The sequence below is a fragment of the Salmonella sp. SAL04202 genome (assembly GCF_046550775.1).
Classification (GTDB): Bacteria; Pseudomonadota; Gammaproteobacteria; order Enterobacterales; family Enterobacteriaceae; genus Salmonella; species Salmonella enterica.
This window is the reverse complement of the sequence record NZ_JBGDXK010000001.1, coordinates 73,143-86,161: the sequence shown is the minus strand read 5'-3', so window position 1 is coordinate 86,161 and position 13,019 is coordinate 73,143. Positions and strand designations below refer to the sequence as shown.

General features: G+C 53.2%; 12 protein-coding genes. 3 read left to right on the top strand and 9 right to left on the bottom strand.

Annotated elements, in window-relative coordinates:
* Positions 1 to 183: 183 nt before the first annotated feature.
* The 3 genes from golB to golT all read right to left on the bottom strand — a co-directional run bounded on the left by golB (position 184) and on the right by golT (position 3,220).
* Positions 184 to 378: a gold resistance metallochaperone GolB gene (gene golB / locus ACLJQJ_RS00470; protein ID WP_001159470.1), complete on the bottom strand. Its 195-nt coding sequence runs from the start codon at positions 376 to 378 to the stop codon at positions 184 to 186.
* Between the two features lie 77 nt (positions 379 to 455).
* On the bottom strand, positions 456 to 920 hold the full coding sequence (golS, locus tag ACLJQJ_RS00465) for an Au(I) sensor transcriptional regulator GolS (protein WP_001020583.1): 465 nt from the start codon (positions 918 to 920) through the stop codon (positions 456 to 458).
* Between the two features lie 11 nt (positions 921 to 931).
* Positions 932 to 3,220 (bottom strand): gold/copper-translocating P-type ATPase GolT, encoded by a 2,289-nt coding sequence (gene golT, locus ACLJQJ_RS00460; protein WP_063809056.1) that lies wholly within the window; start codon positions 3,218 to 3,220, stop codon positions 932 to 934.
* Between the two features lie 276 nt (positions 3,221 to 3,496).
* Here golT and mdsA point away from each other — a divergent pair, with 276 nt between their 5' ends.
* From mdsA to mdsC, 3 genes are read left to right on the top strand one after another with little or no spacing between them, the layout of a single operon-like run.
* Positions 3,497 to 4,723, top strand: a complete 1,227-nt coding sequence (gene mdsA / locus ACLJQJ_RS00455; protein ID WP_023193432.1) for a multidrug efflux RND transporter periplasmic adaptor subunit MdsA — start codon at positions 3,497 to 3,499, stop codon at positions 4,721 to 4,723.
* Positions 4,720 to 7,887: a multidrug efflux RND transporter permease subunit MdsB gene (mdsB, locus tag ACLJQJ_RS00450; protein WP_063809055.1), complete on the top strand. Its 3,168-nt coding sequence runs from the start codon at positions 4,720 to 4,722 to the stop codon at positions 7,885 to 7,887. Before mdsA ends, mdsB begins: the two co-directional genes overlap by 4 nt.
* Before the next feature lie 16 nt (positions 7,888 to 7,903).
* Positions 7,904 to 9,361 carry a multidrug efflux transporter outer membrane subunit MdsC gene (mdsC, locus tag ACLJQJ_RS00445; RefSeq protein WP_063809064.1) on the top strand — a complete coding sequence of 486 codons (1,458 nt, stop codon included), beginning with the start codon at positions 7,904 to 7,906 and terminating at the stop codon, positions 9,359 to 9,361.
* Positions 9,362 to 9,430: 69 nt separating this feature from the next.
* Here mdsC and ACLJQJ_RS00440 read toward each other — a convergent pair whose 3' ends face one another.
* From ACLJQJ_RS00440 to ACLJQJ_RS00415, 6 genes are all read right to left on the bottom strand, one after another.
* A complete protein-coding gene (locus ACLJQJ_RS00440; RefSeq protein WP_000722978.1) occupies positions 9,431 to 9,790 on the bottom strand; it encodes a DUF4156 domain-containing protein in 360 nt (119 codons plus the stop codon).
* 57 nt (positions 9,791 to 9,847) lie between these two features.
* On the bottom strand, positions 9,848 to 10,072 hold the full coding sequence (locus ACLJQJ_RS00435) for a membrane protein (protein ID WP_000737127.1): 225 nt from the start codon (positions 10,070 to 10,072) through the stop codon (positions 9,848 to 9,850).
* A 10-nt stretch (positions 10,073 to 10,082) separates the two neighbouring features.
* Complete coding sequence (locus tag ACLJQJ_RS00430) at positions 10,083 to 10,724, bottom strand: helix-turn-helix transcriptional regulator (RefSeq protein ID WP_000610827.1); 642 nt, start codon at positions 10,722 to 10,724, stop codon at positions 10,083 to 10,085.
* A 143-nt stretch (positions 10,725 to 10,867) separates the two neighbouring features.
* A complete protein-coding gene (locus ACLJQJ_RS00425) occupies positions 10,868 to 11,392 on the bottom strand; it encodes an Ail/Lom family outer membrane beta-barrel protein (protein ID WP_000830237.1) in 525 nt (174 codons plus the stop codon).
* 401 nt (positions 11,393 to 11,793) lie between these two features.
* Entirely contained in the window at positions 11,794 to 12,282 is a 489-nt protein-coding gene (locus ACLJQJ_RS00420; protein ID WP_000545426.1) for a hypothetical protein, read from the bottom strand.
* A complete protein-coding gene (locus ACLJQJ_RS00415; RefSeq protein ID WP_000081365.1) occupies positions 12,255 to 12,998 on the bottom strand; it encodes a transcriptional regulator in 744 nt (247 codons plus the stop codon). The genes ACLJQJ_RS00420 and ACLJQJ_RS00415 overlap by 28 nt, the downstream gene beginning before the upstream one ends.
* Positions 12,999 to 13,019 lie beyond the last annotated feature (21 nt).

Here is a 13,019-nt window from a genome sequence, read left to right as displayed (position 1 = left end):
TTATCTTTTTGTATATAGCAGGTAAAATGTTAGCAAAAATAGACAAATCATTACATATTATTAACAAAGCTTACTGGCACATGATTTGTCACACTTTTTATGGGGATTATCTCATGCAAAGAAAAGCGAAGCGTGGCTAGCGTATCGCGACCGGCCTGTCGCCAGACCGATCGCCATTGACGATTACCTTTCGCGCGGCGGGAAACCGGCCTTTTGCAGGGCGGCGGCAATCTGCTCCGCGGATAGCGACGTTTCAACGTCAACCAGACGCGTCGCCGGGTCAGTTCTCACCGTCGCATTAGCATCGAGAGTCAGAATCGTCTTTTTTACCGTACTGGCGCAGCCGCCGCAGGTCATGTCATCAATATGGAACTGCATAGTGAACTCCTTTTGTGTGGGAACTGTTGCCAGTCTGGGCCTTGCCAGTGTTGGAAGGTCAAGCGTAATCTCAGGACTTACAGACGCTTTGCCAGTCCGTGGCGACGAGGACGGCGCAATACCGCTCCGGTACGCGCCTCCGGCTCGCTATCGTCAGGTTGTCCAAGCGTATGCAGAATGGGGCAATCTGGCAGCGCGTCGCCGGCGCAGCAGTGAATCAGCGCTTTGAGGGTTTGCGCCATGTGCTGCATGTTCTGGATACGTCTGTCCAGTTCATCAATGTGCGTCTGCGCCAGGCGTTTGACGTCAGCGCTTTGCCGCGACTGGTTATTCCAAAGATTCAGTAAGTCGCTGATTTCAGCAACTGAAAAGCCGAGGTCGCGCGCGCGGCGTATAAAATGCAATTGATTAACATCAGCCTGGGTATAGGCCCGATAGCCGGAATCCGTCCGACTTGCCGCGGGAATCAGACCAATCTGTTCATAGTAGCGAATCATTTTGGCCGAGACTTTCGATGCTTTAGCTGCTTTACCGATGTTCATGACGCTCCTCCTCATGTCGTGGATGTGTCGGATGGGGTTGCCATCGGCGCCCGGAAACGGCGCAGCCGCAAAGCGTTGCCCAGCACGAACACGCTCGACATCGCCATCGCCCCTGCGGCGAATACCGGGGACAATAATATGCCCCAGACCGGAAATAGCGCGCCTGCCGCGACAGGAATCAGCGCCGTATTGTAAGCAAAGGCCCAGAACAGATTCTGGTGGATATTGCGGATGGTCGCTTTAGACAGCGCGATAGCATTCGGCACGCCTTGCAGGTTGCCGGACATTAGTACGACGTCGGCGGATTCCACCGCCACATCGGTGCCGGTGCCAATCGCCAGCCCCACGTCGGACTCCGCCAGCGCTGGCGCATCGTTGATGCCATCGCCGACAAACGCCACCTGCCCATACGCCGCTTTCAGGCGCCGTATCGCCTCGACTTTCCCTTCTGGCAATACCTCGGCAACCACATCATCAATTCCTAACTGTCTGGCGATAGCCTGTGCCGTGCGGGCATTATCGCCAGTGATCATGGCGACCTTAATGCCGAGCTGATGTAAAGCGTTAATTGCGGCGGGCGTACTGGGTTTGATCGGATCGGCCACGGCGATAATCGCCGCCAGTTGACCGTCAATAGCCGCATAGAGCGGCGATTTCCCTTCCTGTCCTAACCGTTCGGCGGTGGTGGCGAAGCTGCTAATATCCACGCCAATTTCGCGCATATAGCGATCGGCCCCCACGTCAACACGTGTACCGGCAACGGTAGCGTATACGCCCATCCCGGTCACCGATTCGAAGCCGTTCATGCCTGGTAGCGCGATCCCTTCCTCTTCTGCCGACACGACAATCGCACGGGCAATCGGATGCTCTGAACGCGATTCTACCGCCGCGACTTTCGCCAGCACCTCACGGCGCTCAAAGCCGCTGGCCACGTCGAGATCGGTCAGTACCGGGCGGCCTTCGGTAAGCGTCCCGGTTTTGTCTACGGCCACCACCTTAGCGTCTTTGAGTAGCTGTAACGCCTCCCCCTTACGGAACAGCACGCCCATTTCCGCCCCACGACCGGTTCCCACCATAATGGAGGTCGGCGTCGCCAGGCCCATCGCGCAAGGACAGGCGATAATCAGAACCGCAACACCATTGATCAGAGCGAAAGTCAGCGCAGGCGACGGCCCAAACGCCAGCCATACCACAAAGGTCAGCGCAGCAATAAGCATCACCATCGGGACAAACCACAGCGTCACTTTATCCACGACGGCCTGAATGGGCAGTTTTGAACCCTGCGCCTGTTCCACCAGACGAATGATTTGCGCCAGCATGGTCTGTCCGCCGACGGCGGTCGCCCGCAGCGTGAGCGCGCCTTTTTGGTTTACGGTACCGCCCACCACCGCGCTTCCTGCGGATTTCTCTACCGGTATCGGTTCGCCGGTAATCATCGACTCGTCAACGAAGCTGCGGCCTTCGGTCACTTCGCCGTCAACCGGGATCCGCTCGCCTGGCCGAACCTCCACACAGTCGCCCAGCACAACCTCGTCGACAGTGATATCCACGATGCGGCCCTCGCGTAACACATGCGCGACCCGCGCCTGTAGCCCCACCAGACGTTTAATCGCTTCGGAAGTCCGCCCCTTCGCCCTTGCCTCCAGAAAGCGCCCCAGCAGAATAAGCGCGACAATCACTGCGGCGGCCTCGTAATAGACGTTTACCGTCCCTTCAGGCAACAGGTCGGGCGTAAAGGTCGCCACCAGCGAGTAGCCGAATGCCGCTGCGGTTCCCACGGCGACCAGCGAGTTCATGTCCGGCGCCAGACGCGCCAGCGCCGGGAACCCTTTAAGGTAAAAACGGCGACCGGGGATCGTCAGCACCAACAGGGTCAGTGCAAATTGCCAGTACCAGCTTTGTTGCAGGCCAATCGTTTTTATCACCCACTCGTGCATACCAGGAATAAGGTGCGAGCCCATTTCAAGCACAAAAACGGGGAGCGCCAGCACGCTGGCGAGAATCAGATCGCGCTTCAGCCTGACGCGCTCGGCCTCTTTTTTCTCTTCAGAGTCGTCTTCGCCCTGCCCCGCCGTCTCTATCGGTCGCGCCTTATACCCCGTTTTTTCAATCGCCGCGATCACCGCCTCCGCCGACGCCGTCCCGCGGACGGTGGCGCGCTCCGTCGCCAGATTCACCGTAGCGTCCGTTACGCCAGGCACAGCCTTAATACCTTTTTCAACGCGAGCGACGCACGACGCGCAGGTCATACCTTCAATAAGTAAGCTTATCGTGTCGTGACGATTTTCTGACTGACTCATGACGACTTCCCCATCCTGACTATTCGGTATCAGAAAGCCTAAAGCTTGCCATTGTGGGAAGGTCAAGCGTATTCAGGCTGCACGGTTCGGCGAGAATGTGAGATGGCTCATAAAAGAGGATGATGCGAGACATTTACGCCACGATGCCGACCCACGCCCCGTAAAAAACCGTCAGGAACGCTTGACCTTTCCTTCGTTGTAACGCCTAGCCTTTGCCAAAAATTCTGCGGCAGCGTTGCGGAATGGCCGACACGCTGCGGTAAAGAGGGAAACGACATGCGTAGAACATTCAAAATTATGTTGATAGCCGGCGTCATCGCCGCCATCGGGGGCGTGATTTACATGGCCGGCGAAGCACTATGGGATAAAGACAACGCCGTCGGCCCCCCGGCCAGCGCGCCGCCTCCACCGTCGGTACCGGTTGCTAAAGCCCTTAGCCGCACACTCGCGCCTACGGCGGAATTCACCGGTTTTCTGGCCGCGCCGGAGACCGTGGAGCTGCGTTCGCGCGTGGGAGGAACCCTTGACGCCGTCAGCGTTCCGGAAGGACGTCTGGTAAGCCGCGGACAACTGCTGTTCCAGATCGATCCGCGCCCGTTCGAGGTCGCCCTCGACACCGCCGTCGCGCAATTACGTCAGGCTGAAGTACTGGCCCGCCAGGCGCAGGCGGATTTCGATCGCATTCAACGACTGGTCGCCAGCGGCGCCGTATCACGTAAAAACGCTGACGATGTCACCGCCACGCGTAATGCGCGACAGGCGCAGATGCAATCGGCCAAAGCCGCCGTCGCCGCAGCGCGCCTTGAACTCTCCTGGACCCGTATTACCGCGCCCATTGCCGGACGCGTTGACCGCATACTGGTGACCCGGGGCAATCTGGTCAGCGGCGGCGTAGCGGGTAACGCCACGCTTCTGACGACTATCGTGTCTCACAATCCCATGTATGTGTATTTCGATATTGACGAAGCCACCTGGCTGAAGGCGTTACGGCATACCCGCTCCGACAAAAATCCACCGGTAGTCAACATGGGGTTAACCACCGATAACGGGCTGCCTTATCAGGGCGTACTCGACTTTATGGGCAATCAGATGAACCGCAGCACCGGCACTATCCGGGCACGCGCCGTGATTCCTGACCCCGACGGAATGCTTTCTCCCGGCCTGTTTGCCCGAATCAGTTTGCCCATCGGCGAGCCGCGGGAAACCGTGCTAATTGACGATCTGGCGGTGAGCGCCGATCAGGGCAAAAACTATGTGCTGATCGTCGGCAAGGAGAATCAGGTGGAGTATCGTCCGGTTGAGCTGGGACAAATGGTCGATGGACTCCGCGTCGTTACACAGGGAGTACAGCCGGGAGAAAAAATCATCCTCAAGGGGCTGGTGCGTCCTGGCATGACCGTTGCGCCGCGTCTGGTGCCGATGCGGCAGAATGTGACCGATAAACAGACCGCGACATTGACTAAAGCGGACGGCGACAGTGCGCCGAAGGCGGTGCGCCAATGAAATTCACCCACTTTTTCATTGCACGACCCATCTTCGCCATCGTCCTGTCGCTGTTAATGCTGCTGGCTGGCGCTATCGCCTTTTTAAAACTGCCGCTGAGTGAATATCCGGCCGTTACGCCGCCCACGGTACAGGTTAGCGCCAGCTACCCCGGCGCTAACCCGCAAGTGATTGCCGATACGGTAGCCGCGCCGCTGGAACAGGTGATCAACGGCGTTGACGGCATGTTGTATATGAATACCCAGATGGCCATTGATGGTCGCATGGTTATCTCTATCGCCTTCGAACAGGGAACCGATCCTGATATGGCGCAAATTCAGGTGCAAAACCGGGTATCCCGCGCGCTGCCTCGCCTGCCCGAAGAAGTCCAGCGAATTGGCGTTGTAACGGAGAAAACGTCACCCGATATATTGATGGTGGTCCATCTTGTCTCGCCGCAAAAACGCTATGACTCGCTTTACCTGTCTAACTTCGCCATCCGGCAGGTTCGCGACGAGCTGGCCCGTTTACCCGGCGTCGGCGATGTTCTCGTCTGGGGCGCGGGCGAGTACGCCATGCGCGTCTGGCTGGACCCGACGAAAATCGCCAACCGCGGTCTTACCGCCAGTGATATCGTTACGGCGTTGCGGGAACAAAACGTACAGGTCGCCGCCGGTTCCGTCGGGCAACAGCCGGAGGCCTCCGCCGCTTTTCAGATGACGGTAAACACGCTGGGCCGCCTGACCAGCGAAGAACAGTTCGGCGAGATTGTGGTAAAAATCGGCGCTGACGGCGAGGTGACGCGTCTGCGTGATGTCGCCCGCGTCACGCTGGGCGCAGATGCCTATACGCTGCGCAGTTTACTGAATGGCGAAGCGGCGCCAGCGTTACAGATTATTCAAAGTCCGGGTGCCAATGCGATTGACGTTTCTAACGCGATTCGCGGCAAAATGGATGAGTTGCAGCGAAACTTCCCGCAGGATATCGAATACCGGATTGCCTATGATCCTACGGTCTTCGTGCGCGCATCGCTACAATCGGTGGCGATTACGTTGCTGGAAGCCCTCGTGCTGGTCGTCCTTGTCGTGGTGCTGTTCCTGCAAACCTGGCGGGCGTCCATTATTCCTCTGGTGGCGGTTCCCGTTTCGCTGGTCGGCACCTTTGCCTTGATGCACCTGTTTGGCTTTTCGCTGAATACGCTTTCGCTGTTTGGTTTGGTCCTGTCGATAGGTATCGTTGTCGATGACGCCATCGTTGTGGTCGAAAACGTGGAACGGCATATCTCGCAGGGCAAAAGTCCCGGAGAGGCGGCAAAGAAGGCGATGGATGAAGTCACTGGTCCCATTCTTTCTATTACCTCGGTGCTAACGGCGGTCTTTATCCCTTCCGCATTCCTGGCGGGCCTGCAGGGTGAGTTTTATCGTCAGTTCGCGTTGACCATCGCTATTTCGACCATCCTTTCGGCCATTAACTCGCTGACGCTCTCCCCTGCGCTGGCTGCCATTTTGCTAAGACCGCACCACGATACTGCGAAGGCTGACTGGCTAACGCGGTTGATGGGCACGGTCACTGGCGGTTTTTTCCATCGCTTTAACCGTTTCTTCGACAGCGCGTCGAACCGCTATGTTAGCGCCGTCCGTCGGGCCGTGCGCGGCAGCGTCATTGTGATGGTGCTCTATGCTGGCTTTGTGGGGCTGACCTGGCTTGGCTTCCATCAGGTGCCGAACGGGTTTGTGCCTGCGCAGGATAAATACTATCTCGTCGGCATCGCCCAGCTCCCAAGCGGCGCATCGTTGGATCGCACAGAGGCGGTCGTGAAACAGATGTCCGCTATCGCGCTGGCGGAACCCGGCGTTGAAAGCGTCGTCGTCTTCCCCGGTCTGTCGGTTAACGGCCCGGTAAATGTGCCAAATTCGGCGCTGATGTTCGCCATGCTGAAACCCTTTGACGAGCGTGAAGATCCTTCGCTTTCCGCTAACGCTATCGCCGGAAAGCTAATGCACAAATTTAGCCACATTCCCGACGGGTTTATTGGCATCTTCCCGCCGCCGCCGGTTCCAGGGCTTGGCGCGACGGGCGGCTTTAAATTGCAGATTGAAGATCGTGCGGAACTGGGATTTGAAGCGATGACAAAGGTGCAAAGCGAGATTATGTCTAAGGCGATGCAGACGCCCGAACTGGCCAATATGCTGGCCAGTTTCCAGACGAACGCCCCGCAATTACAGGTGGATATCGACCGGGTAAAGGCGAAATCAATGGGGGTATCGCTCACCGACATCTTTGAAACGTTGCAAATTAACCTCGGCTCGCTTTACGTCAACGATTTCAACCGATTTGGCCGTACCTGGCGGGTGATGGCGCAGGCCGATGCGCCATTCCGTATGCAACAAGAGGATATCGGCCTGCTTAAAGTCCGCAATGCGAAGGGCGAGATGATCCCGCTTAGCGCTTTCGTCACGATTATGCGCCAGTCGGGGCCAGACAGAATCATCCATTACAACGGCTTCCCCTCGGTAGATATTAGCGGTGGACCGGCTCCGGGCTTCTCCTCCGGACAGGCGACGGACGCGATTGAAAAGATCGTGCGTGAAACGTTGCCGGAAGGGATGGTCTTCGAATGGACCGATCTGGTTTATCAGGAAAAACAGGCCGGCAACTCTGCGCTTGCTATCTTTGCGCTGGCGGTGCTGTTGGCCTTCCTGATCCTGGCGGCGCAGTACAACAGTTGGTCGCTGCCCTTCGCCGTCCTGCTTATTGCGCCTATGTCATTACTCTCAGCCATTGTCGGCGTGTGGGTATCTGGCGGAGATAACAATATCTTTACGCAGATTGGTTTCGTGGTGCTGGTCGGCCTGGCGGCCAAGAACGCCATTTTGATTGTCGAGTTTGCCCGCGCCAAAGAACACGACGGCGCAGACCCGCTGACCGCCGTACTGGAAGCGTCCCGCCTGCGTCTGCGTCCTATCCTGATGACCTCATTCGCCTTTATCGCAGGCGTAGTACCGCTGGTACTCGCGACGGGTGCCGGCGCGGAAATGCGACATGCGATGGGCATCGCCGTGTTTGCCGGAATGTTGGGCGTCACGCTCTTCGGCCTGTTATTGACGCCTGTATTTTACGTGGTGGTTCGCAGGATGGCATTAAAGCGTGAGAACCGCATTGATTCGCATGATCAGCAAGCATAATGATGGGAATGGCATAATGAAGATCACTTTTACAGGCTATCGGCAGACCGCCACGCTGGCGACGCTTGCTTTCGTCACCACGCTTGCTGGCTGTACGATGGCGCCGAAGCACGAACGCCCCGCATCGCCGACTGCGATGATCTATCCCTACGCAACGTCAACCGTTTCTGGCGCGCCGGATGCCGCTGACATTGGCTGGCGTGATTTCTTCCACGATCCGCTTCTACAGGAACTGATTGCGATCGCGTTACGCAATAATCGGGATTTACGCAAGGCAGGGCTCAATGTTGAAGCCGCCCGGGCGTTATACCGCATTCAGCGCGCGGAGATGCTGCCGACGCTCGGCATCGCCACCGCCATGGACGCCAGTCGCACTCCCGCCGATCTCAGCGTCACGGACGAGCCTGAGATTAACCGACGCTACGAGGCGGCTGGGGCGACGACGGCCTGGGAACTGGATCTCTGGGGGCGAGTGCGAAGCCTTAGCGACCAGGCATTAGCCGCCTATATGGCGCTTGATGAGACGTACATTGCGGCGCGAATGAGCCTGGTTTCCGAAGTCGCCAGCGCCTGGCTGACGCTACGGGCTGACCGGGAGCTGCTGCGCTTAACCGAAAATACGCTGGCCGCACAAAAAAGTTCATACACATTGACAACCCAGCTTGCCCGGACAGGCAACGCCACACAGCTCGATCTGCGTATGGCGGAGATCGCGCTGCGTTCTGCCGAAATCAATCGCGCGGCGTATACGCGACAGTTGGCGCGGGATCGTAACGCGCTGGAATTGCTGTTGGGCCAGCCGCTCACGCCTGAACTGTCGCGTCGACTAAACGAGGCGGTCACGCTTACGGAAGGCGCGATCCCGACCACTCTGCCAGGCGGATTACCGTCAGATCTGCTGGTACGCCGCCCGGATATTCGCGCCGCCGAGTACAGGCTGCGTGGCGCAAACGCCCGGATAGGCGCAGCGCGCGCCGCCTTCTTCCCGACCATCAGCCTGACAGGCGCGGCGGGAACGGCCAGCGCGTCTCTTAGCGGACTCTTTGAACCGGGATCGGGAAGCTGGCGCTTTCTACCGCAAATCACCTTGCCTCTCTTTTACGGAGGCGCATTACGCGCTGACCTGGATAGGGCGCATGTCCAAAAACAGATTGAAATCGCCAGCTATGAAAACGTTATTCAGCAAGCCTTTCGCGATGTGGCGGATGGTCTGGCGGGACAGCGTACGCTGAATGACCAGGTGCAATCAGAACAACGCGCGGTTGAAGCCAGTCAAATCGCCTATGAGCTGGCCGGACTCCGTTTTCAGGAAGGCGTCGATGACTACCTTACGCTGCTTGATACCCATCGTATGCTTTATGGCGCGCAACAGCGCCTGGTACGCACACGGCTCATGCAACAGCTAAATATCATTAATCTGTATAAAGCATTAGGCGGCGGTTGGCGGGAATACAGCGAGAAAAAGCAAGGTTAGCCCAAATAGCGCGCGCGTCGCCAGTGCGGCGCGCGCGCTAAACAGGCATATATTGCCTGCAAAATAAGGTTAACGAGGGCAACGATAAACGTTCCCGCTTAACGTGACATTCGTTTGTTTGCTTGAGCCAGAACCGTGCCATGAACTTCCTGTCTGGCCTGCACGCTGGGTTAACAGGACTACCGTATTTCCGCCCATTTTATAAGCTTTGTTTTTCAGATCGTTACGGGCACCCGTTTCCAGGTTACTGTTGGAAGTCCAGCCACCGGTAAAGAAATTCCCCTGGCTGCCCGTGATATCCCCTAAGTAGCTGCATTCCTTACCTGGCTCGCTGGTCATCACCCGTACCTGTTCAGCGCCATAATTCAACGAATTAGCGCTACATGCGGTTAAAGCCAAGCCGACGAAACATACTAAGATCTTTTTCATACTAATACCTGGTCTATTAATCATTAAATAATAACGCGTTCTTGCTTCTGAACGCCGTCAAGGAACTATATTTAAGATGTAACGAATGTCTTTCATTTGCTGAAGAAAAGTCTCTGTCATGATGCTATCATGTATGCTTGAGGCTATTTCTTGTTCAGTTTTTTCAATATGCTCTCTGAGTCTTATTTTTGTTTTTTCGTCAAGCGCCGAGATAAGTATCTTAATGGCAAGCAGCATAGTAGGATTGATGCTTTCACACTCTCTCATCGTTAACTTTTTCATCTTGTTTGCTTCAAGCCTGATCGGCGTTTTTGTCTACACGGCAAATTTTAGATGCGAAGATATGGCGACTTCTTTGGTAAATAAATAGCAAATGGAAAAAGCGTTTGAAGCCATATTTACGACAGATACGCAATCTATGAATGTACAAAGTCTTACGACTCATGCCATAGCTACTGGCGATCTGACTCATCGACTTTTTATATAAAAAGTGCCATAACAACTCCTCCTCCTTTTTTGTCAACGGCGCAAGTTCACCGACCGCTACTTCGTTTGCACAAGCGTATTTAATGAAATGCTCAATAAAAACAGGCTTTGCCAAATCGGGATCGATATCAGGATCTCTATCGCAGCCATGTGGATAAAGTTTTCCAATATCTCTGCGCGTGAGCCAGATTCGACGAGCATGTGGATAATGCTGCATGAGCGCCTTAAAACCTTTCCAGACCCCCTGAATCAAAACTCGTCCATCAATAATAATTATGATATCTTCGCTAGCTGATATCTGACACGAATTATATTCTCCATTGAGTGGGAACATAAAGCACTTCCCATCCTCAAAGAGTGAAGCGATGCCTAAATAAGTATAATAATCATCCGTTAAAACTATACCTATCGTTTTTAACGGAAGTTGTTCCGATAGTGAATTTATCATAATTTCATCAATAGAATAACGCTACGGTGAGTGTTTTATCTTCCTCTTAAGATTACCTGAGCGCTCATAACCATCCCTATTCTGTAGCAGCGCCATATTATTTTTAATTCCTTGCCATAAACGTAACGCTTATAATTTTAATGTCAGAAGCGATAACCTACGCTGACACCAAATGTATTGGTATCCACAGCGAAGAAACGACTGGCTTCCCATGATGCATCGATAGATATACTCTTAACTGGATTAAATATTACGCCAGCGCCGTAGGCAAAGGAGTCTTCTTTTGAGTGTTTATTAAATTTCATCGTCGCTATACCCGCATTGCCGTACAGGCTCACATAGTCATTAAAACGATATGTTGGTCCAAACATCAAAGAACCATAGTCTACAGAATCGGAACCATTTTTATGCAATTTTCCCTCTTTCCAGGTGTAGTTCTCCATTTCATTGCGCGTCGCGGTGAATGAGCCTAACATCCCCCAGGTCTCATTAAACTCGTAACGATATTTAAAATTAAAGCCTCGCAGATCTTTGCTATCGCTATTTTTCAATGAACTGAGATGAGTTTGTGCATAACCAAACGATACGGTGTGCTGATCGTTAGCCAAAGCTAAAGGTGACGCTAATAATAAACCTAAAAAAACAAGGAACGAAGACCGTCTTTTCATTAAAACCACTCCATTTTTGATATATAATTAAGGCGGTACCGGAACTTATGGCACACAAATAGCATTTAGATTAAGAGCACCTAATGCGCTTATTACCAGTCATGCCAACTGCGGAGGTAATATAACCTGATATATTCGATAATGGATATGAAATCAGTCTTACAGAGTTCTTACTTTTTTATTAATAGCGGATTCATAGTTGCTTCAGACCCGATCCTGGCATCGCATCCGTCGGGCGGACTGCGAGAGGTTATCAGCGAGTATCAGTTACCTACCTGACGAGCCAAAAACTCATAACCCATTGTTTTTCATGCACTTTAACTGGTAATAGAGTTAACCTTTACCCTTGCGGAGGGCAATTTCGCAACTCGCTTTCTGACGCATTCAGACAACATTCAGATCTACTGCGCGGTACAAACGTTATAAAGCTGCCGATTAAGAGAATAAAAAAAGGTTTTCTCACCCACTTTAGATATTCGAATCTCATTAGCCGCTTCCGGATGCAGAACCCGTAAATATGATAACAGATCGCCAGCCGTGTCCGTGGCAAAGACTTTTACCTGGGATACTTCGAACGTATAAACACCAGGCGCTGTTCGATGTAAATTTTTCATATACACGTCCCGGTATAATATTTTTACACCGTTATCTTTTGTTTTTATTTCATATTGAAGCGTAATTCTCTTCATCTTAAAATCAAGAACAAGACTGCCATCGGCATGGATATCTTTAGGCTGTATCGTCGTTACCGTTCTTGTCGTGCATAAAAATTCATTAGTATTAATAGAACTATGGCTACTGTTTCGTACCCAAACTACCATCAGTACGACTGAAACAGCCAACATACCAAGCGTCGCCACGCTTAATAACGTTCTTTTATGGAAATGCATTTCGGCTCCGCTATATCAAGTTGGTTAAGACACTGGACAAAAATATTTGTATTAGGAACGCGAATGTAATAAATGATTTTTCCGTTTTGTTTATGTATTTCATTACTCATCTCAGAGTACGCTTCAACGATATCCGTCAGATGGGTTTTATCATGCCCGACACTATAAAAAGTGTATCCATCATACGAACCCTGGAGGGTAAAGTAATCAATATTTTCACCCTTAACTTTATACATCATAAAAAACATCAGAAGCGCGGCCAGGCAAAAGTAGAGCCAATCTTTTTTATTCACAGCGCCCGGTATTGGGGGGATAATAGTGTCATCGCGTCGCACTTCAACTGTCGATAATTCTGTTTCAGCAACAGCAGGCAACGGCGTATTTTGCGCCTCATCACTCAACGGTTCAATGGAAACTGAGAGTAAAACACCCACGCGAGGGCGAGTCACAACAGATGCCCCCTTAAGACCAATTTTATCAAATGATCCTCGTAGCTGGTTAATCAGTTTATAATAACTGGCATCAGAGACCACGACACCTTTGCGCCCCCAGACATAGTTAATTAAATCATCTTTTTTAAAAAGGCCTTCATGAAAAGCGATAAGCAAACTGCGTTCCGATTCAGATATCGTTATCGACTCTCCGGCGCAGGAAAGCGTCATTCGTTCACAATCAAGAATAACTCTTTTGTCAATCAGATAATTGTTCTGACTCATAAAAATATCCGCCCCAGTGCT